The organism is Rhizobium sp. BK181, from assembly GCF_014193305.1.
GTDB lineage: Bacteria > Pseudomonadota > Alphaproteobacteria > Rhizobiales > Rhizobiaceae > Rhizobium.
In genome coordinates this window covers 1-18956 of the sequence record NZ_JACHZA010000014.1, presented here as the reverse complement: position 1 = coordinate 18956, position 18956 = coordinate 1, and the positions used below count along the sequence as shown (strand labels likewise).

Here is an 18956-nt window from a genome sequence, read left to right as displayed (position 1 = left end):
CTTAAGCCTTTCGGACTGCCGTTCCGGCGTCCATCTGTTCGAACACGTGCTTGGCAATCTTGATCGCGTGATTGGCGGCCGGGACACCGGCGTAGATCGCCACATGCAGCAGCGCCTCGCAAATATCGTCGCGCGATGCGCCGGTGTTTTCGGTGGCACGCACATGCATCGCCACCTCGTCGTCCTGACCGAGTGCTGCAAGCAGAGCGATGGTGACGATCGACCGCTCGCGACGCGACAAGGTCGTGCGCGACCAGACATGTCCCCAGGCAGCTTCCGTGATCAGGTCCTGGAACGGCTTGTCGAATGGAGTAGCGTTTGCCTCGGCCCGGTCGACATGGGCATCACCGAGGACGGCGCGGCGCGTGGCCATCCCCTGCTCAAACCGTTCTGAGGGCTGGTGGGGTTCGTTCATGGGCTCGTTTCTCCATGCAATGCGCTATCGATGAATGCCCGGATCAAGACCGCCAGGGCCTCGGGCTGCTCTACACAGGGGATATGACCGGCGTCGTGAATGACCTCGAAGCGCGCGCCAGGAATGAGTTTTGCAGTCGACTTCACCAGATCAGGCGGAGTTGACCCGTCCTCTTCCCCGACGACACAGAGCGTCGGCACCGTGATCTTTGCCGCAGCATCGGTGTAGTCGGCATCGCGGATGGCCTCGCAGGTGGCGATGTATCCCTCGACGGGCTGGCGAACGAGCATGTTGTGGTAGCCGCGGTAGGCGGTGTTCTCCGGCCGCCTGAAGGCCGGGGTGAACCAGAGCTTCATGACGCCGTCGACGATGCTTTCGATGCCCTTGCTTTTGACCGTCGCAATCCTTGCGTTCCAGCTCTCGGCCGTGCCGATCTTGTGCGCGGTATCGCAAAGGATCAGTCCCTGCACGAGGTCCGGCCGCGTGCTGTAGAGCGCCTGCGCGATCAGTCCGCCGACGGAAAGTCCGCAGATGATCGCCTTCCTGACCGATAGAAGCTCGAGCAGGCCAGCAAGGTCAGAGGCATGGTCTTCGATCGAATAGGGAACCTGGCCAACGTCAGAAAGTCCGTGCCCACGCTTGTCGTAGACAATGATCCCGTAGTCACCGGCCAGGCGCACGATCACATCCCGCCAGATGCGGAAATCGGTGCCGAGCGAATTGGAAAAGACGATGACCGGCTTGTCGGCGGGGCCGCCGATCAGCTGGTAGTGGATCGCGATGTCGTTGATGCGGGCAAACTGCACGGCTTTCTCCTCCCTACGGCAATCCCGGGCAAGCCGCGGGTCGACTTGATGGAGGATCTGCGCGGGCCCGGGATCAAATTGGATGTTTAATCTGGTTAGGTAAAATGATATTTCATGGCATTCCGATAACCCACAAGTTATGAGAACCATGATCGACAACCGGGTCAAGTTTCGTCATCTGCAGACATTTGTCGAGGTCGCGCGCCAGAAAAGCGTCATGAAGGCGGCTGATCTCCTGAATGTCAGCCAACCCGCTGTGACGAAGACGATCCGCGAACTGGAAGAGGTGCTGGGCGTTGCCGTTTTCGAGCGCGATGGTCGCGGCATCAGGATCACCCGTTACGGCGATGTGTTTCTCAGGCATGCGGGCGCAGCACTGACCGCGCTTCGCCAGGGTCTCGATTCGGTCAGTCAGGAACGCTTCGGGGAAGCGCCGCCAATCCGCATTGGGGCACTGCCAACAGTGTCGACGCGCATCATGCCGCGAGCGATGGAGCTGTTTCTCAAGGAAAACACCTGGAGCCGCATCAAGATCGTCACGGGCGAGAATGCGGTTCTTCTCGAGCAGCTGCGCGTGGGCGACCTTGACCTTGTCGTCGGCCGGCTTGCCGGGGCCGAGAAAATGGCCGGGTTTTCCTTCGAGCATCTCTATTCGGAAAAGGTGGTATTCGCCGTTCGGGCGGGTCATCCGCTGCTGAAGACCAGACAATCGCTGTTTTCGAGCCTCAGCGAGTACACGGTGCTGATGCCGACGCGGGCATCAATCATCCGCCCCTTCGTCGAAAGCTTCCTGATCGCCAACGGAGTCGCCAGCCTGCCGAACCAGATCGAAACGGTTTCGGATTCCTTCGGGCGCGCCTTCGTGCGCACGAGCGATGCCATCTGGATCATTTCGACGGGCGTCGTTGCCACCGACATTGCCGATGGCCTGCTTTCGGTCCTGCCGATCGATACGAGCGAGACGCAAGGGCCGGTCGGACTGACAATGCGTACCGATGAAATCCCCTCACTGCCGCTGTCGATCCTGATGCATACCATCCGTGAAGCGGCAACCGAGGCAACCGCAGCCTAGCCGGCCTATTCCCTGGAATGACCGCGTGTTATCGTGACACGCGTGCAACTGCGCCGGGGAGCCAGACGATGGGAAGTGCAGCCGCATTACATGGGACATGGCGAATGATTTCCTGGACGCGTCGGGCCGTCGCGACTGGAATGGTCACGAATGCGATGGGACCGGATCCGGTCGGCTATCTCTCCTACCATCCGGATGGGAGGGTGATGGCTGTCGTGGTTAGCCGCGAGCGGCCGGCGATCAAGGGAGAGGTGCCTACTGACGCGGAAAAGGTTGCGCTGTTCGATTCCATGCTCGCCTACGCCGGCACCTACACCTTCGAGAACGGACGCGTCGTGCACCATGTCGATGCAAGCTGGAACCCCGCCTGGGGCGTTAGCGACCTGATCCGTCCGTTTTCCATCGACGGCAACAGGCTGAAGATCAGCGGCGCCCCCGGGGTCGATCCGAAGACTGGCGAGGAAGTTGTCTACGAACTTGAGTTCCGCAAGGTATGATCTCGGATCCGAATGAAGTTCATCTTCAGAACTGAACACCATTCGCGCTCAGACGCTGCGATGGATAAACTGCTGTTTGCGCAGAAGAAGGCTGATGACATCCTTGGCATGATCCAGGCCGGGGCAGCACTCGTTCCGCTTTCAATGCAATAAGACCGATCCCGCTGTCGTACTATCGGCACAGCCCGTGGAACACCGACTCCAATGGCTAAGGACCCGCGACGGGAAAGAGAGACGCTTCCCAAACGGCACTCAGTTGATCCTGGTTGAAATTTTGTTTTCCTAAAGCAACTGCGCAGTGCAGGGCATCGCCGACCGCTCATTCAGTCGCGCATCTGGCCCTGTTACCGGGGCGAGCAGCGGTGGGACGCATTTACCACCGCCGCTCTCCATGCACCCTTCCGTGGATGTCGGAAGGGATCTAGTAGGGAAGGCCGACGTAGTTTTCCGCAAGCGCAGTCGCTGCTGCTCTCGAATGCGTCAGATAGTCGAGTTCGGCTTCCTGAATCCTTTGGTCGAAGTTACCGGCGTCGGGAAACCGGTGCATCATTGTTGTCATCCACCAGGAGAACCGTACCGCCTTCCACACCCGAGCAAGCGCTCGCTGGGAATAGGCGTCGATGCCTGCGTTCGAACGATCCTGGTAGTGTTCGAGGAGGCCCGAGAAGAGATAATGCACGTCGCTCGCGGCGAGATTGAGACCTTTTGCACCGGTCGGCGGAACGATGTGGGCGGCATCGCCGACCAGGAACATTCGGCCGAAACGCATCGGCTCGGCAACGAAGGAACGCAGCGGCGCGATCGACTTTTCGAATGAGGGCGCCGTCTGAAGTGCCTCTGCATGGTGTACTGGGAGCCGACGACGAAGCTCGTCCCAGAACCTGTCATCGCTCCAGTCTTCAATCCTCTCGGTCAGCGCACACTGGATGTAATAGCGGCTGCGGTGCGTTGAGCGCATCGAACAAAGCGCAAAGCCTCTGGCATGGTTGGCGTAGATCAGTTCGTGGCTGACGGGGGCAACCTCGGCCAGTATTCCAAGCCAGCCGAAGGGATAGACCTTCTCGACCGTGCGCAGCGATCGCTCCGGCGCCGCCTTGCGGCTGACGCCGTGGAAGCCATCGCAGCCGGCGATGAAATCGCAGTCGATCCGATGAGAACTGCCGTCCTTCTCGTAGGTCAGGTAAGGGCTGGCGCCATCGAAATCATGCAGGAGGACATTCGCTGTCTCGTAGATTGTCACAGCCCCACTTGCCTCGCGTCGCTCCATCAGGTCGCGGGTCAGTTCGGTCTGACCGTAGACCATGACCTTCTTGCCGCCGGTCAGGGCAGATAGATCGATGCGGTGATCGCGTCCGTCGAAGGCAAGGGAGAATCCTTCATGCGGAAGGCCTTCAGCGTGGATGCGGGCGCCGGCCTTCGCCTGGTCGATCAGGCCGACGGTTCCTTCTTCCAATACCCCGGCGCGAACGCGGCCCAGAATGTAGTCTTTTCCGACGCGGTCCACGATGACGTTGTCGATGCCGGCCTCGGTCAAAAGCTGCCCGAGAAGAAGGCCAGACGGGCCCGAGCCGATGATGGCGACCTTCGTGCGCATGCTCTCCTCCCGCACTTGCCTTTGGTCAAATTTTGACGATGCAAGGCGCGGTCAGCAATGGACAATTCCATCATCAGATTGCACAGTTCGAACATGCTGAGGGAGGCGGCCGGGATGGTGCGGAATATTCCGACATATGAGCTGTACGGCGAAATGGCCGCCGGAAAGCCGGATTTCTGGCTGCATTGCGAGACCATCGTCTCTCGCAGCAGTCTGCATCACTTTGAAATTCGACCGCATCGCCACGACAGTTTCTTTCAGATCCTGTACATTGCCGGCGGTACGGGAGAAGCGATGTTCCAGAGCCTCTGGCACCCGATCAGGCCGCGATCGGTCATCACGGTTCCCCCTGGCGTCGATCATGGCTTCCGGTTCTCAAGGGATATCGACGGTTTCGTCATCACGGTTTTGAACTCGCATCTGAAGGCGATCCCGGGCGACCGCAGCCGGCTCGGTGCATGGATGGCATTGCCGCATCTGACTTCGCTTGATCCGGATGACGAGGATGCCGGGCATATCGCCGCCTGCCTGATGCGGCTCGGGCATGAATTCCCGCATCGGCGGGCCGGGCGCAACGATCTCCTGGAATCCTATCTGACATCGGCCCTGCTTCTGACGGCACGACTTTCTTCCAAAGTCCGGGAAGACGATACTGCTGCCAGCGAGAACGAGCGACGTATCGAGGCGCTTCAAGACCTCATCCACCGGCATTTTCGATCGCATGAACCGGCTGCCTTCTATGCCAGGGCAATCGGAATTTCGCCGACGCACCTGAACCGCATCGTGCGCGCTGCGACCGGCCTTGGCCCTCACGAACTGATCGCGCGCAAGCTTCTCGATGAGGCGAAGCGCGAACTCGTCTTCACCTCGGGCAACGTGCAGGAGATCGCCTATCGGCTTGGCTTCTCCGATCCTGCCTATTTCTCGCGGTTCTTTCTGAAGGAGACCGGCAGGACCCCGCGCGCCTGGCGCATAGCGGAACGCGCAAGGCTCGGGGTCTAGCGCAGCACCAGGCGCAGCGCCTGTTGGGTCTCCTTCAGCAGCGGCAGATACAGTGCCGGCATGTCGGCGGCCGGCACGTGGGCGGCCGGAGCTCCGATATTGATGGCGGCGACGGTCTGGCCCCCGTTATTCTCGACAGGCACCGCAATCGAGCAAAGTCCGATCTCCAGCTCCTGGTCGATCACGGCGTAGCCCTGTTCGCGTACGCGCCGGAACTCGGCAACCAACTCCTCGATATCGGTCTTGGTATTCTTCGTATTCGCCTTGAGCTCGGTGCGGGAAAGGATTGCCCTTGCCTCCGTCTCCGGCAGTGCCGCAAGCAGGACCCGGCCCATCGACGCACAGTAGGCGGGCAGGCGGCTGCCGGGGGTCAGGTTGATCGACATGACACGACGCTGGGAAGCGCGCGCGATATAGACAACCTCGGTATTTTCGAGGACGGATGCAGAGGCGCTCTGGCCTGCCTTTTCGGACAATTGGTCAAGATGCGGCTGGATCAGAACGGGCAAGGGAGTCGCCGAAAGATACGCATGCCCGAGCCTCAATATCTTTGGCGTCAGAGCAAAGAACTTGCCGTCATAGTCCGCATAGCCGAGTTGGGCGAGCGTCAGCAATGACCGCCTCACCGTGGCGCGGTCGAACCCGGTCAGCTTTGAGGCCTCCGCAATCGACAGGCGCTGGCGCGTCTCCTCAAAGGCCTCGATCACCTTTAGTCCCCGTGCGAACCCGCTGACAAAGTCGGTCTCTCTCATGGCGTCCTCCGTTCACTTCAATTTGTGCGATATACGAACAAATGTCAAATAGCGCACAAAAACATTTGACGGTTGCCGTCGCAGGGCGCTTATTGACCCGCATTCAAGAGCTCACTGCGGGAGGCCATATGGCGAAGATCGTATCGTTGAAGGAAGCTGTCGCCGACAATGTCAGGGATGGCGACACCGTCGCCATGGAGGGCTTCACCCACCTTATTCCCTACGCGGCCGGCCACGAAGTAATCCGTCAGGGCAAGAAGGATCTCTTCCTGATCCGGATGACACCCGATATCATTTATGACCAGCTAATCGGTGTAGGTGCTGCGCGCGGCATGAAATTTTCCTGGGGCGGCAACCCCGGCGTCGGCTCCCTGCACCGCTTTCGCGATGCGGTGGAGAACCAGTGGCCCCGGCCGCTTGAAATCGAAGAGCATAGTCATGCCGCGATGGCCAACGCCTATGAGGCTGGTGCCGCAAACCTTCCGTTTGCGACGTTCCGTGGCTACCTCGGCGCCGATCTTCCGAAAGTCAATCCCAACATCAGGTCCGTGACATGCCCCTTCACGGGCGAGGTGCTTGCCGCCGTTCCAGCCATTCGGCCCGATGTCACGATCATCCATGCGCTTCGCGCCGATCGTAAGGGCAATGTCCTCCTGGAAGGCATCGTCGGCGTCCAGAAGGAAGCAGTCCTTGCCGCCCGACGCTCGATCGTGACGGTCGAGGAAATCGTCGACGAGCTCGACCCGCCGTCGCCGAACTCCGTCGTGCTGCCTAGCTGGGCTGTCACGTCAGTTGCCCATGTGCCGGGGGGAGCATTTCCGTCCTATGCGCAAGGCTACTACGCCCGCTCGAATGCTTTCTACATCGCATGGGACGCGATCGCGCGTGAACGCGATGCCTTCCTGACATGGATTGATGAAAATGTCCTGCGGGCAAGTCCTGACGATTTTGCCAAGCATGCGACGAAGGTTGCGTAAGGAGACCCGGGATGAGTGACTTTACCCCCACTGAGATGATGACCATTGCCGCAGCCCGCGCGCTCACAAACGACGACGTATGCTTTGTAGGCATCGGCGCGCCGTCCGCCGCCTGCAATGTCGCCCGCCTGACGCATGCCCCTGACATCACCTTGATCTACGAGAGCGGCACGGTTGGCACCAAGCCCGACGTTTTGCCGCTTTCGATCGGCGATGGCGAGCTCTGCGACACCGCGCTGTTTACCGTCTCCGTGCCGGAGATGTTTCGCTACTGGCTGCAGGGCGGCCGCATCACGACAGGCTTTCTCGGCGGCGCGCAGATCGACAGGTTCGCCAATCTGAACACCACTGTTGTCGGTCCCTACGATCATCCGAAGGTCCGGTTGCCAGGCGGCGGTGGCGCACCCGAAATTGCCAGCAATTGCGGGCAGATATTCATCACCATGGCGCTTTCCAAGCGTGGTTTCGTCGAGAAGCTCCCCTTCATCACCTCCATGGGCCATGGCGAGGGCGGCAATCACCGCGAGCGTCTGGGGATGAAGACAAAAGGACCGACCCGGGTCATTACCGATCTCTGCATCCTCGAGCCGGATCCGGTGACGAGGGAGCTCACCGTCGTCTCTATCCATCACGGCGTCACTCGCGAACAGATCACCGACAATTGCGGCTGGGCAATCCGCTTCGCAGATCAGGTAATCGAAACGCCTGTGCCGACAGAGACGGAACTCGCAACGCTCCGCGACATCAATACACGTACCAAGAAGGCCCACCAGGGCAACAAGGAGGCCGCATAAATGGCTGACGCTTTCATTTGTGACTACATCAGGACGCCAATCGGCCGCTTCGGCGGCTCCCTGTCATCGGTTCGCGCCGACGATCTCGGGGCGGCGCCACTGAAGGCACTCACCGAGCGCAACCGGGACGTCGACTGGGAAGCGGTTGACGACGTGATTTTCGGGTGTGCCAACCAGGCGGGTGAGGACAACCGCAATGTCGCCCGCATGTCGATATTGCTCTCAGGCCTACCCATGTCCGTGTCAGGGACCACCATCAACCGGCTCTGCGGCTCGGGCATGGACGCTGTAATCGCCGCCGCCCGGGCGATCCGCGCCGGCGAGGCAGACCTCATGATTGCTGGAGGCGTCGAAAGCATGTCGCGCGCGCCGTTCGTCATGCCGAAGGCTGAGACGGCTTTCTCACGCAACGCCGAGATCTATGACACGACGATTGGCTGGCGTTTCGTCAATCCGCTGATGAAACAGCAATATGGCGTCGATTCCATGCCGGAGACCGGCGAGAATGTCGCTGCCGACTACAAAGTCTCGCGCGAAGACCAGGACACCTTCGCTGTCCGCAGCCAGGCCAAGGCCGCCGCCGCACAGGCCAGCGGTCGGCTCGCAACAGAAATCACCTCCTTGACCATCCCGCAGCGCAAGGGCGATCCCATTGTCGTCGGCAAGGACGAGCATCCGCGGGCAACCACGATGGAGGCACTCGCGAAACTCTCCACGCCCTTCAGAAAGGAAGGCGGAACGGTCACTGCAGGAAACAGCTCCGGCGTTAATGACGGCGCCGCCGCTCTCTTGATCGCCAGCGAGGCTGCCGCGAAAAGATACGGACTGAGACCGATCGCACGAATTCTCGGGGGAGCCGCCGCCGGCGTCCCACCGCGCATCATGGGCATTGGTCCTGTGCCTGCATCCCAGAAGTTGATGGCCCGTCTTCACATGAAGCAGGACCAGTTCGACGTCATCGAACTCAACGAAGCCTTCGCGTCGCAAGGCCTTGCCGTGCTCCGGGAACTGGGGATTGCCGATGATGATCCTCGTGTGAACCGCAATGGCGGGGCGATCGCTCTCGGCCATCCGCTCGGCATGACCGGTGCGCGCATTACCGGCACTGCCGCGCTGGAACTCAAGGAAACCGGCGGACGCTACTCGCTGTCCACAATGTGCATCGGCGTCGGCCAAGGCATTGCGATCGCTCTCGAGCGCGTCTAAGCCCATCGAAACCGGGAACCGGCGTCGAACAGGCGCCGGTCACCAAATCCTCAGTGCCGCATCAAGGCATCAGCTGGCCACCGTTGACCTCGATGATCTGGCCCGTCACGTAGCCTGACAGTGTTGGCGATGCGAGGAAGAGGTAAGCGCCGACGCAGTCCTCCGGCGTCCCAACGAAGCCCATCGGTATCGACTTCCGCTGCAACTCCATCTGTTCGTCATTGGTGTATCGCTCGTGAAAGGGGGTAGCGATAACCCCAGGAGCGACGGCATTGACGCGAATGCGATCCGGGACGAATTCCTTGGCCTGTCCGCGGGTAATGGTCGAAACGAAGCCCTTTGATGCGGCATAGAGCACCGCGCCATTGCCACCGCCGTTGCGTGCCGCGATCGAAGTCGTGTTGATAATGAAGCCACCCTGCTTCTTCAGCCACGGGTGGGCCGCGCGTGTCGCGGCGAGAACCGAACGGGCATTCAGATCCATGACTTTCTCATAGTGTTCGTCGGTATACTCCGAGGTTGGTTTGCGGCCGAGCATACCGCCGGCATTGTTCACCAGCCCATCGAGATGGCCGAAGGTCCTCGCGGTCTCCTCGACAACGCGCTCCGTTTCGCCCTCTTTCGACACGTCGCCGTGCACGAGGTGCACCGTGCCGCCAGTCGCCCGGATTTCCTCCGCGAGCGCTTCGGCCGGTTCCCGGCTTGCATTGTAATGAATGCCAACCTTCATCTCCTGGGCGGCAAAGGCGCGCGAAAGCGCAGCACCTATGCCGGTCGACGCACCGGTGATCAGCACGGCCCTGCCGGCGAGGTCCGGGATCTTGATGGATGCAAGCAATTGAGCAAGGTTTGCCATGGCAGCGATAGCCTCCGAACATGAAGCGGGATTGATTTGGCGAGTGGGGACGAGCTTAACAGCCGGAGGCTGACCGGAGCAATGCCGATCCTGTTACGGTGTCGTGTCGAGCTCAGGGTAGTGCCGGAAGATCCCATCCTCATTGAAGGCAAGCCTTCGCTTTGAGCCCAGGTAGGCGGCAATCTTGGGGCGGACGGCGACGGCGTCGTGCAAGGCAATCAGGCCGGGATAGTCACCGTCTTGAGCCTTCATCGCCTTTGGGAAGGCATAGCGAAGACCCTCGATCACCTGGAACAGAGACAGGTCGACATAACTCAATGCATCGCCAACAATGTAGCGCGATCCCCCGGGATTCTGTTGCAGCACCTGTTCGAAATACCCGAGGAACTTTGGAATCCGTTCGCCGATGAAGGCTTTCGTGCGGGCTTTTGCCGCATCCTTCTGATCTTCATAATAGAGTGAGGTCGCGATCGGGTGGTGGGTATCATGCACTTCCGCCACGAGATCGGTGATCGTGAGCTGCAGGCCGTTCACAATGTAACGCAACGTTTCATTGTCAGGGACAAGGCCAAGCTTCGGGCCGAGATAGAAGAGAATGTTGGCGACATGCGAGACGATCAGGTCGCCATCCCTTAGGAACGGCGGCGCGAACGGAATGTGCGGCTCGCTCTTGCTCTTCATCAGTTCCAGCATGGCGCCTGTGCCCATGCCCCGGCCGGACTGGCGTGCAACATCGACATAATCGACGCCGGCTTCTTCCAGCGCCAGGCGAACGAACTCGCCCCGTCCCTGAATTCCGTCCCAGTAGTAAAGTTCATAGGCCATCGATCCCCTCCCGGTAGCCATTCCAGTCTGGATCAATCAGTGATGCGAATGGTGCTCGTTACGCTTGCGCGTTGCGGCTGCCTTTTTCGCGGATGCAGAGCGCTCAGCTGCCGACCGCGATGCGGAGGCGGCGCCCCCCCTGCGTCCACCCTTCTCGGATGACTCGTGGGTATCCTTCTTGCCGCGACCGGATCCCGATTTGTTGCCGCCACCGCTTTCCTTGTTGACAGTCGCCCAGGCCCGACGTTCGGCTTCCTTGGTTGAGACGCCGCGGTCCTCGTAGCCTTCCTCGATATGCTCGGCCTTGCGCTTCTGCTTGTCCGTGTAAGCGGATTTGTCGCCTTGTGGCATGATTGCCTCCATGTCTTGAACGAACAGGCAACTTGCTGGCACACGAAAAGTTCCAGTCATTTGCTGGGGTCGTCAAACCGACGCCCCTTCCCGGGGTAGCAGGCTACTTGCGATAATATTTGCGGGAAACAGCGATCATCTTGCTGAGGGTGATGAGCCCGAATGGAGCGGAACGCGTCGCGGGAAAGAACAGCGCGACCATGTTGTCGATCGCATAAACAAGGACAAGAGCCAACGCGAGATAGGCGATAGTTGCCACGATGAGTGCGGTCATCTCGGCCTCACATGGGCGCCACGAGGAGGTAGCAACTCGCTACGGCGAGGGAAAGGAGGATAACGTCGAAATAGCTTCTGCTCATGGCGAATACTCCAGTTGCCGCTATGAACAGCGGAACTGGATTTTGGTTCCATCGCGAAAGGCTGCCTCAGCAGATTTTTTGCGAGGTCGGAACAGTACGCACTCATCTGTGGTCTTTCCCTCAAAAGGCGCTGCGCGCGCCTCCCCGAAAAATCAATAGAGCAGAAGCAATGCAATCATGTGACGAAGGCGTCACGCATGACGCCTTCTCTATCTGAAGTCAAAGGGTTAGGCCGATTTACCGTTGGCAGCCTTTTTCGTTGTCGCGGGCTTTGTGACACTGCGGGTGGCTGGAGCCGTTTTCGGGGGGGAGACCGTGCGCTTGCGCGTCTTGACCTCCTTGCCGTCGACCGAAGCCGCCGATCCTTCGAGCGAAAGCCGCTCTGACCGGGCCTGTTCCCAATGAGCGACTTCTCGCCCCGCGGGGTGCCCTTCCTCTTCCCAAAGCGCATAGGCGCGCTTTCTGATCCACTCGTCCCGAGTTTCCGTCATCGCCGATCTCCAGTCAGGGTAAAGCCCGTTGCGTAACTAGATCCTAATATTCAAAGTTCCAGACCACGACGAATGTTTCAAGCTTTTTTTGACACACTGCAAAGAGAAATTGCGCATTGCAGCATCAGGCCGGCTATTTGACCATGCTGTAACCGGATCCACCAACATTTGGTCGCCGGCCCGAGCCGTAAATCTCCCCATTGGCGCCGGATTGAACGTTGCCGCTTAAGCGTTATAGTTCAGCTCAATGTTTTATCTCATATCGACCTACTGGCCTCATATTCTATTCATTGTTTCGCTGGCCATGGGTGCAGCGGCAGCGATCCATGCCGCAATGACCAAGGAAGAGGTCAGGGCCGCAATCGGCTGGGTCGGCGTCATCATCCTTTCGCCAATCGTTGGCGCTGTTCTCTACGCCATCGCCGGCATTAACCGGATCCGACGGGCGTCGCTCAGCCTCCGGCGTGATGCGCTCATCCCGGAAGCGGACCTCGACGAACTGGAGAGCTTCGACGCCGATACCGAGATCGTCATCAGCGGCTTCGGGCGTCGTTTTGCTGCCCTGCAGACGCTCGGCGACAGGGTTGCCCGTATTCCACTCGCGACTGGCAACACGATCGACATGCTCGAGACGGGCGACGATTGCTATGCAGCCATGAAAACCGCGATGGGGGCTGCGGAGCGAAGCATTCTTCTGGAGACCTATATTTTTGATCGCGACCCGATCGGATTGAGGATTGCCGACGCGCTCATCGCCGCCGTCAGGCGCGGCGTGGAGGTCCGCGTCCTGATCGATGCCGTAGGCGCCCGCTATTCCGTGCCAAGCATCCTCGGCTACCTTGCCGATGGCGGCGTGACCGTCTCGGTATTCAATGGCAACGTGATCATGGGCTTGCGCCTGCCCTATGCGAACCTGCGCACTCACCGCAAGATCCTGATCGTCGATGGGCGTATCGCCTTGACAGGGGGCATGAACATACGGGCCGGGTTCACCCGCGAAATGGCGGGGGACGATTTCGCCCGCGACACCCATTTCAGCGTAACCGGACCTGTTGTCGCCGATCTCTTCAACGTCGCAGCCGAAGACTGGCGCTTCACGACGGGCGAAATCCTTGAGGGGCAAGCGTGGCGCACCGCAATGCCTGAGAGAAACCCGGGCGACCCGGTCTTCATGCGGGTGGTGGCATCGGGTCCTGACAGAAGCGTCGAGACGAACCACAAGATGCTGATGGGCGCCTTCTCGATCGCCCGAAAATCGATCCGCATCATGTCTCCCTACTTCCTGCCAGACCGGGAACTGATCAGCGCGCTGGCGACTGCGGCGCGGCGCGGCGTGGAGGTCGACATCGTGGTTCCCTCGGTCAACAACCTCGTCCTTGTCGACCGGGCAATGACGGCACAGTTCGACCAGATCCTCAGCAGCTATTGCCGGATCTGGCGCTCGAGCGGAGCATTCAGCCACTCCAAGCTTCTGTCGATCGACGGGGTCTGGTCCTATGTCGGATCCTCGAACCTCGACCCGAGATCGCTGCGATTGAATTTCGAGATCGACCTCGAGGTGCTGAACGAAGGCTTTGCCAACGAGATCGATGAGCACATCGATGAGGCCATCAAATCGGCGTCTCCAGTGACGCTGGAGGGACTGCGATCACGCCCGTTCCTGGTCCGGCTGCTCGAGAAGGTGCTTTGGCTGGGCTCGCCATATTTGTAGCAAATTTCTGGGGTGAAAACGGTGGCAACTTGAGGTGCCGGGCCTATAATCCCGACAGAGTCCTTCGATCAACGGAGCCCATGCGAAACTCCGATGCATGCCAGAAACGACAGTCTGCCCGCCAATATTCTTGCCTCGATCCGCAATCGAAAAAAGCGGCTCGATGCAGCGCATCTGGAGCAGAAACCCCGGTCCGATGGCACGCTGATTGCCTCCTACAACGTCCACAAGTGCATCGGAAACGACCGTCGTTTCGACCCCGAGCGCACCAGCCGCGTGATCCACGAAATCGATGCCGACGTCATCGCGTTGCAAGAAGCAGATACCCGGTTTGGTGAGAGGACAGGTATCCTGGATCTTGGCCGGCTTGAGCGGGAAACAGGACTGATACCGGTCCCCATCAGCGGTATGGCCAAGGCTCACGGCTGGCATGGGAACGTCGTTCTCTTCAAGAGGGGATTGGTGCGGGATGTCCACCAGATCAACCTGCCGGGGCTGGAGCCGCGCGGTGCCCTTGTTGCCGAACTCGATCTGGAAAACGGCGGAGCCTTGCGGATCATCGCGGCGCATTTCGGCCTGCTACGCCACTCGCGGGCCCAGCAGGCCAAGACGCTTGTCCAGCTGATGGCCGACAAAAGAGAGGTCCCAACCATCCTGCTCGGCGATCTCAACGAATGGCGGCTTGGCGACCGATCGTCGCTGCACACATTTCAGTCGGCCTTCGGACCACAGCCGACGGCCGTGCCGAGCTTTCCCGCGCGACTTCCGGTCCTGGCACTTGATCGGATCATGGCAAACCGAAGGGGTGTTGTGACAGCCGTCGAGGCGCATGATACGCCGCTTGCTCGGGTCGCTTCAGATCATCTGCCCATCAAGGCCGTGGTCAATCTCAAACGTGTTGAGGAGCTCACCGCGAAAGGTTGAGCACCTTCCTGAGCCCGTTCGCAAACTCGTCGTGCCGGAACGAGCCATCCCCTTTACCTCTGCGATGACTTGACACTGCCTGATGCCGTGGCAGGCTCTGCCCATCTCGAGATAGCTTTGATAGGGAGCTGGATGGTGCTGCAATTGGCCGGGGGTTCGCAGGACAAAGACGCCTCGAGGCGCTTGGCACCGATTTCAAAAATTACCTTGATGACGTGGCTAGCCGCATGTCTGATCGTCGGGATCTCATCAAGCGCAGCGATGGCCGCGGGTCCAACTCCACACACTGAGGGATCCAAGGAACAGGTCCGCAAGCTCGTCGACACCATCAAGAAATACTACGCTGACGCCGACAGTCTTCGCGACCGCCGTCGGGCCTTCGAAGATCTCATGGAATCCACCCCCGAGCCAACACGAGTGCAAATCAGATCGGTAGATGTCGGCGGTGTCGATGCACAGCTTATCTGGCCAGCAAGGCTGCATCATCCGCTCGGGCGGCGCGCCATCCTCTATCTTCACGGTGGCGGCTTCTATAGCGGTTCATTGCGCACACACCGTGCGATCGCTGGGTCGCTCGCGAAGGCGGCTTCAGCGGACGTTCTTCTGGTCGACTATCGCCTCGCGCCCGATAGCCCTTATCCCGCCCAGATCGACGACGCACTTAGTGCTTACAGATGGCTTCTCGATTCCGGCTATGAGAGCGGCAACATCGTCATCGTCGGCGATTCCGCAGGCGGAAATCTTGCGATCGAAGCCACGCTGCGGCAAATGCGGGTGAGCGGACAGCTACCCGCTGCAGTGGTTGCGATGAGCCCGATCACCGATCTCGTGGCCACAGCTGCGTCCTTGGCAGCAAACAATACCGATCCACTCATCGGCAAAGATCAACTTACATTGATCCGTAACGCCTATCTCGGCACCCGCTCACCCAGCGATCCCCTTATATCGCCGCTTTATGCGGACATGACGGGATTTCCCCCACTTTTATTGCAGGTTGGATCTGGTGACGCCCTTCTGGACGATACCCTGCGTCTAGCTGACAGAGCGAAGACGGCCGGCGTGGACGTCAGGACGGAGATCTGGCCAGGCATGGTTCATCAGTGGCAGTTATTCCCCTCCCTGCTCGATGACGCAAGGAAATCGAACCAACAGATCGCAGACTATGCGATCGAGCATTTCGCGGACAAGCCCAAGTAATAGGCAGCGGGCTCAGGCTTCTCGTAAACTCCATCAGTTTTTTCAAAAGTCCTACGCGGCCGATAGAATTCGCTCTCGCACGGGTACGCAGGCCGCTTCTATCTACACGCTGCGACCAAGCGAAGGCAGATGCATAAATCGGACGACTTTCACGCAGGTCGGCAAATAACATCGTTTTTTAAGATCCTGCTTTCGAGACTAGCCTGGGCGTCCCCACGGGTTTTGAGTGCTGAACAATCGGGAAACAAATCCCCAAATCCATCTGACCGTCACCAATGAGCCCTGCAAACAGCCTTGCCTAGAGAGCGCCGTTGCGGCAACGAAGGAAGGCGCCAACGTGCCGCGGCAACTGTGAAAAACGCACTGCTCTGGCGACGGGCCGGACGGTCGCCGACCTCCTGTAAGAGCCAACTACACCTAAGCCACCGAAACCACTGGGCAAACGGCTATAAGCGACGAAATCCCGAGCTGGCAGCCATAGCCGATTGGCTGTCTTGACGAGAAAGATCCGGGATCTGAAAGTCGAAGCGGCTCGCATCACTGAAGCAGGCGATTGACCCGCTGCTGAAGGTCGCTGCCGTCTTGGGTGACTCTACAGGTTCAAACGCTCAATATCATGGACGAATTGCTGACGTCGTTTTCGACGTCGCCGGAAAGGACCGCGATCGAACGGGTGGACAAGGATCGCGCCGGAAGAAAGGGCGACCGATGCTCCAAAAAACCAAGGGTAGCGGCAACCTCGAAAGCTCCTAGTGGGGAGACCAGACATGAAAACCGCGATTGCGTCAGTTCTAGTTGCCGCGTGCATTTCGGCAAACGCCAGCGCCATGTCCATCGAACTGCGCGGTGAGCGCGGCGATCGGCGTCGGGTTATTCACCTCGAAGGGGATATCAAGCCAGGTGATGTTAAGCGCATTCGCAAGGTAATTGCTGATCTGCGGAAGCGACACGAAGTGCTGCGCGGTTTCGTGATCATGAACAGTCCGGGGGGTGAAGTACTGGAAAGCTTCTATTTAATGGACTTGTTCGCCAACACGCAGCAGCCGATCTTAATCAAGGGCGATTGTCTAAGTGCCTGCGGCTTCATAGCAGCTGGGCTGGCAGCGACTGGAAATCTCTACCTCGACGAAACTGCCGCCGTTGCCGTCCATCGGGTCTATGATCTGCACGGGAGGGATGACCTGCAAGCATCTTTGGAAGCGGCGCAGATGTTGGCTGAGGATGGCGTCCCCCCATCGATCGTATACAAGATCGTTTCGACGTCATCGACGAGGTTGTCCGATATCACCGGCGACCTACGACTGATGCTCGCGACACGCGTGAGAAACTGACGACGCCATCGAACGATCCAACCTGCCCTCGGCTATCTTCTTTACCGAGAGGCCAAGCCCGGGGGAGGCCGAACGCCAATGCCGAGCTGGATCGAAGGGCAATCCATCACCGACAATTGCGTTTAGCATCGGCCCTGTCGTCAGGAGCCTGGCGGTTTGGTTCTGTCGTCAAGGTCCCGACCGCATTTACGACGTAACTGACTCGAATTGAGTTCAGACAAAGACGCCTTTGCCTCGGCTGAAGAAGTCAAACGACCAATCTCGATCGGTGGTGGCACTATCGCAGCGCGACTGGGACCCAGCTTCGCGGCTTCGCCGAGCCTCAAGATTGCACGAGCCCAACCTCAGGCATGCAAGAGCCTATGGTCACCGAGAGCACCGCCTCTGCATCAAGACCATCATTCTCAAGACTCCGCCACACGTCAGAAGGGCGGCCCCGCAGCCTTGGTCAAAGTCACTTCGGTACGTCTCTCGTGTCAATGATATCTGCGCCGCGGACACTCCCGGTCAACTGCGTGGTGTCGCCCGACATGACAACCCCAAAGACGTAGAGCATCACTGCAAGTACTGCGACAAGAGCAAGTACCGACGCATTCAAAATAGCCGGCGAAGGGAAGGCTTGATTTTTGTCACTCATGTCGCTCTTTCCGTTGCTACGGAAACTCAACGTGCGTTCTCATGGAGCGTTCCCGCCCAAGGACTTAGGTCCGTCTCCAATCTGACTTCAGTTGTACTGATGAGTTGGCGATTCTTGCCAGCCCCTCGGTTCCTTGTTCACCGCTATATTTGAACTGTTCGATAGATCACGGGCTGTTTTCGGCGATTGTCAGTGTTTCGCGACTAGCAGCGCGATCAGCGTCGAAGCGTTAGGGTTGTACACTACGGCTTCTGCCACGACGATCACGTCCGATCCCGTGGCCGCAGAATTGAACCATCAGCGCGCCGAACAAAACCCCCCTCGCGATGTGCCGAGTCACCCAACTGGAGAGGAGTGAGCGAGACCAATGTCTGATATCTTCGGCGCGAAGGCGATCAATCGCGTCGATAGCTTCTTCGGCAGACCACCCGGCGCGCACCGCTGCGGCAACCAGGCGCGCTTCAGTCTCTAGTTCCAGGGACAAATACAACCCTTCAAGGGCCTCCTTGGCGGTGACGACGTGATCTTCGTTTGAAGCAACGTCTGAAACTCTGGCAGTCAAAGGCACGGCGGAATCCTATCCTTGACGATTCTTGCAGATTTTCGACGTGAGGAGGCGGTGCCTCGATAGGCATTACGCTGTCAAAAATCGTTTGTTCCAGTCATTTGATAGACTTGCGCACTGTCTTCAGTGACCGGTCAACAGCAGTTCATCTGGTGAGACCCAAAGCTTGAGCGTGCCAAACCTGTCGCCTCCTGGCAATCAGGGCTGAATGCAGGCATGCATCGTCCTTCCGCTCTGGCAGCCGCAGGCAAATCCCTCGTCTTCGGATTACGGTCCGGCGATAGCGATGCTCCCGCCGTCCTCTCGAATGCGCTGCTGTCAGTCTGCCGTTCCTGAGGGTCGGCCTTCGTGAGGCCCTTCCTGTACCTCTCCTCCGGTCATGGCCGCGCCTCGCGTCCTGCCCCGGCTGTTGGTCCTGCCAGGCCCCGCGCAGTCCCGCAACAGCTTTGCCGTCTTCCACCTTCGTTTCGGCCCTTCGGGTGCGGATCAGCGCTTGCGGGCCCGGCTGTCGGACCGCCGTAGCAGGTCGCGATGGTCGCGACTTCAAACGGAGGTTCCAACATGAGCAGGCAGCCCATTCACCAACGATCCGAT

Annotated in this window: 21 protein-coding genes; 11 read left to right on the top strand and 10 right to left on the bottom strand. The window is 59.4% G+C overall.

What is annotated here, in order from left to right; all coding sequences use genetic code 11:
• Position 1: 1 nt before the first annotated feature.
• Together pcaC and pcaD are read right to left on the bottom strand one after the other, a co-directional pair.
• A complete protein-coding gene (pcaC, locus tag FHT77_RS23865) occupies positions 2-415 on the bottom strand; it encodes a 4-carboxymuconolactone decarboxylase (protein ID WP_183757313.1) in 414 nt (137 codons plus the stop codon).
• Positions 412-1221: a 3-oxoadipate enol-lactonase gene (gene pcaD / locus FHT77_RS23860; RefSeq protein WP_183757312.1), complete on the bottom strand. Its 810-nt coding sequence runs from the start codon at positions 1219-1221 to the stop codon at positions 412-414. The genes pcaC and pcaD overlap by 4 nt, the downstream gene beginning before the upstream one ends.
• 148 nt (positions 1222-1369) lie before the next feature.
• Between pcaD and pcaQ the strand changes: the two genes are divergently transcribed.
• The 3 genes from pcaQ to FHT77_RS23845 all read left to right on the top strand — a co-directional run bounded on the left by pcaQ (position 1370) and on the right by FHT77_RS23845 (position 2943).
• Positions 1370-2293, top strand: a complete 924-nt coding sequence (pcaQ, locus tag FHT77_RS23855; RefSeq protein ID WP_183757311.1) for a pca operon transcription factor PcaQ — start codon at positions 1370-1372, stop codon at positions 2291-2293.
• A gap of 68 nt (positions 2294-2361) precedes the next feature.
• Complete coding sequence (locus FHT77_RS23850; protein WP_183757310.1) at positions 2362-2790, top strand: lipocalin-like domain-containing protein; 429 nt, start codon at positions 2362-2364, stop codon at positions 2788-2790.
• Between the two features lie 12 nt (positions 2791-2802).
• A complete protein-coding gene (locus tag FHT77_RS23845) occupies positions 2803-2943 on the top strand; it encodes a hypothetical protein (RefSeq protein WP_183757309.1) in 141 nt (46 codons plus the stop codon).
• Between the two features lie 268 nt (positions 2944-3211).
• Here the strand turns inward: FHT77_RS23845 and pobA are convergent, their stop codons facing one another.
• Positions 3212-4384, bottom strand: coding sequence for a 4-hydroxybenzoate 3-monooxygenase (gene pobA / locus FHT77_RS23840; RefSeq protein ID WP_183757308.1), 1173 nt, complete (start codon positions 4382-4384; stop codon positions 3212-3214).
• 114 nt (positions 4385-4498) lie between these two features.
• Here pobA and FHT77_RS23835 point away from each other — a divergent pair, with 114 nt between their 5' ends.
• The gene (locus tag FHT77_RS23835; RefSeq protein WP_183757398.1) at positions 4499-5386 is read left to right on the top strand and encodes a helix-turn-helix domain-containing protein; all 888 of its coding nucleotides are present in this window, start codon (positions 4499-4501) and stop codon (positions 5384-5386) included.
• Here FHT77_RS23835 and FHT77_RS23830 read toward each other — a convergent pair.
• Positions 5383-6138: an IclR family transcriptional regulator C-terminal domain-containing protein gene (locus FHT77_RS23830; protein WP_183757307.1), complete on the bottom strand. Its 756-nt coding sequence runs from the start codon at positions 6136-6138 to the stop codon at positions 5383-5385. The two genes, FHT77_RS23835 and FHT77_RS23830, sit on opposite strands and share 4 nt — an antisense overlap.
• Before the next feature lie 128 nt (positions 6139-6266).
• On the opposite strand from FHT77_RS23830, the gene FHT77_RS23825 reads away from it, so the two are divergent.
• Genes FHT77_RS23825 through pcaF form a run of 3 tightly spaced genes read left to right on the top strand, consistent with a single transcriptional unit; the run spans position 6267 to position 9115 of the window.
• Complete coding sequence (locus tag FHT77_RS23825; protein WP_183757306.1) at positions 6267-7115, top strand: CoA transferase subunit A; 849 nt, start codon at positions 6267-6269, stop codon at positions 7113-7115.
• A gap of 11 nt (positions 7116-7126) precedes the next feature.
• Complete coding sequence (locus FHT77_RS23820) at positions 7127-7909, top strand: CoA-transferase subunit beta (protein ID WP_183757305.1); 783 nt, start codon at positions 7127-7129, stop codon at positions 7907-7909.
• On the top strand, positions 7910-9115 hold the full coding sequence (gene pcaF / locus FHT77_RS23815) for a 3-oxoadipyl-CoA thiolase (RefSeq protein WP_183757304.1): 1206 nt from the start codon (positions 7910-7912) through the stop codon (positions 9113-9115).
• Positions 9116-9176: 61 nt separating this feature from the next.
• Here the strand turns inward: pcaF and FHT77_RS23810 are convergent, their stop codons facing one another.
• From FHT77_RS23810 to FHT77_RS23790, 5 genes are all read right to left on the bottom strand, one after another.
• Complete coding sequence (locus FHT77_RS23810; RefSeq protein ID WP_183757303.1) at positions 9177-9971, bottom strand: SDR family NAD(P)-dependent oxidoreductase; 795 nt, start codon at positions 9969-9971, stop codon at positions 9177-9179.
• Between the two features lie 93 nt (positions 9972-10064).
• Positions 10065-10796: a glutathione S-transferase gene (locus FHT77_RS23805; RefSeq protein WP_183757302.1), complete on the bottom strand. Its 732-nt coding sequence runs from the start codon at positions 10794-10796 to the stop codon at positions 10065-10067.
• A gap of 36 nt (positions 10797-10832) precedes the next feature.
• Positions 10833-11147 carry a plasmid stabilization protein gene (locus FHT77_RS23800; RefSeq protein WP_183757301.1) on the bottom strand — a complete coding sequence of 105 codons (315 nt, stop codon included), beginning with the start codon at positions 11145-11147 and terminating at the stop codon, positions 10833-10835.
• Between the two features lie 103 nt (positions 11148-11250).
• The gene (locus FHT77_RS23795) at positions 11251-11421 is read right to left on the bottom strand and encodes a hypothetical protein (RefSeq protein WP_183757300.1); all 171 of its coding nucleotides are present in this window, start codon (positions 11419-11421) and stop codon (positions 11251-11253) included.
• Between the two features lie 312 nt (positions 11422-11733).
• Positions 11734-11997, bottom strand: a complete 264-nt coding sequence (locus FHT77_RS23790) for a DUF2934 domain-containing protein (RefSeq protein WP_183757299.1) — start codon at positions 11995-11997, stop codon at positions 11734-11736.
• Positions 11998-12244: 247 nt separating this feature from the next.
• On the opposite strand from FHT77_RS23790, the gene FHT77_RS23785 reads away from it, so the two are divergent.
• The 4 genes from FHT77_RS23785 to FHT77_RS23770 all read left to right on the top strand — a co-directional run bounded on the left by FHT77_RS23785 (position 12245) and on the right by FHT77_RS23770 (position 17160).
• Entirely contained in the window at positions 12245-13708 is a 1464-nt protein-coding gene (locus tag FHT77_RS23785; RefSeq protein ID WP_183757298.1) for a phospholipase D-like domain-containing protein, read from the top strand.
• A gap of 93 nt (positions 13709-13801) precedes the next feature.
• Positions 13802-14632: an endonuclease/exonuclease/phosphatase family protein gene (locus tag FHT77_RS23780; protein ID WP_183757297.1), complete on the top strand. Its 831-nt coding sequence runs from the start codon at positions 13802-13804 to the stop codon at positions 14630-14632.
• Positions 14633-14842: 210 nt separating this feature from the next.
• The gene (locus FHT77_RS23775; RefSeq protein WP_246720134.1) at positions 14843-15829 is read left to right on the top strand and encodes an alpha/beta hydrolase; all 987 of its coding nucleotides are present in this window, start codon (positions 14843-14845) and stop codon (positions 15827-15829) included.
• 767 nt (positions 15830-16596) lie between these two features.
• Entirely contained in the window at positions 16597-17160 is a 564-nt protein-coding gene (locus tag FHT77_RS23770) for a hypothetical protein (protein ID WP_183757295.1), read from the top strand.
• Positions 17161-17614: 454 nt separating this feature from the next.
• Here FHT77_RS23770 and FHT77_RS23765 read toward each other — a convergent pair whose 3' ends face one another.
• Complete coding sequence (locus FHT77_RS23765) at positions 17615-17797, bottom strand: hypothetical protein (RefSeq protein WP_183757294.1); 183 nt, start codon at positions 17795-17797, stop codon at positions 17615-17617.
• Between the last annotated feature and the right edge of the window lie 1159 nt (positions 17798-18956).

Coding starts and splice junctions, on each gene's coding strand:
- pcaQ (WP_183757311.1), top strand. CDS start 1,370: ATGATCGACAACCGGGTCAAGTTTCGTCATCTGCAGACATTTGTCGAG.
- FHT77_RS23835 (WP_183757398.1), top strand. CDS start 4,499: ATGGTGCGGAATATTCCGACATATGAGCTGTACGGCGAAATGGCCGCC.
- FHT77_RS23800 (WP_183757301.1), bottom strand. CDS start 11,147: ATGCCACAAGGCGACAAATCCGCTTACACGGACAAGCAGAAGCGCAAG.
- FHT77_RS23780 (WP_183757297.1), top strand. CDS start 13,802: ATGCATGCCAGAAACGACAGTCTGCCCGCCAATATTCTTGCCTCGATC.
- FHT77_RS23805 (WP_183757302.1), bottom strand. CDS start 10,796: ATGGCCTATGAACTTTACTACTGGGACGGAATTCAGGGACGGGGCGAG.
- FHT77_RS23845 (WP_183757309.1), top strand. CDS start 2,803: ATGAAGTTCATCTTCAGAACTGAACACCATTCGCGCTCAGACGCTGCG.
- FHT77_RS23825 (WP_183757306.1), top strand. CDS start 6,267: ATGGCGAAGATCGTATCGTTGAAGGAAGCTGTCGCCGACAATGTCAGG.
- FHT77_RS23810 (WP_183757303.1), bottom strand. CDS start 9,971: ATGGCAAACCTTGCTCAATTGCTTGCATCCATCAAGATCCCGGACCTC.
- FHT77_RS23795 (WP_183757300.1), bottom strand. CDS start 11,421: ATGACCGCACTCATCGTGGCAACTATCGCCTATCTCGCGTTGGCTCTT.
- FHT77_RS23850 (WP_183757310.1), top strand. CDS start 2,362: ATGGGAAGTGCAGCCGCATTACATGGGACATGGCGAATGATTTCCTGG.
- pobA (WP_183757308.1), bottom strand. CDS start 4,384: ATGCGCACGAAGGTCGCCATCATCGGCTCGGGCCCGTCTGGCCTTCTT.
- FHT77_RS23790 (WP_183757299.1), bottom strand. CDS start 11,997: ATGACGGAAACTCGGGACGAGTGGATCAGAAAGCGCGCCTATGCGCTT.
- FHT77_RS23775 (WP_246720134.1), top strand. CDS start 14,843: ATGACGTGGCTAGCCGCATGTCTGATCGTCGGGATCTCATCAAGCGCA.
- FHT77_RS23830 (WP_183757307.1), bottom strand. CDS start 6,138: ATGAGAGAGACCGACTTTGTCAGCGGGTTCGCACGGGGACTAAAGGTG.
- pcaC (WP_183757313.1), bottom strand. CDS start 415: ATGAACGAACCCCACCAGCCCTCAGAACGGTTTGAGCAGGGGATGGCC.
- pcaF (WP_183757304.1), top strand. CDS start 7,910: ATGGCTGACGCTTTCATTTGTGACTACATCAGGACGCCAATCGGCCGC.
- FHT77_RS23820 (WP_183757305.1), top strand. CDS start 7,127: ATGAGTGACTTTACCCCCACTGAGATGATGACCATTGCCGCAGCCCGC.
- FHT77_RS23770 (WP_183757295.1), top strand. CDS start 16,597: ATGAAAACCGCGATTGCGTCAGTTCTAGTTGCCGCGTGCATTTCGGCA.
- FHT77_RS23785 (WP_183757298.1), top strand. CDS start 12,245: ATGTTTTATCTCATATCGACCTACTGGCCTCATATTCTATTCATTGTT.
- FHT77_RS23765 (WP_183757294.1), bottom strand. CDS start 17,797: ATGAGTGACAAAAATCAAGCCTTCCCTTCGCCGGCTATTTTGAATGCG.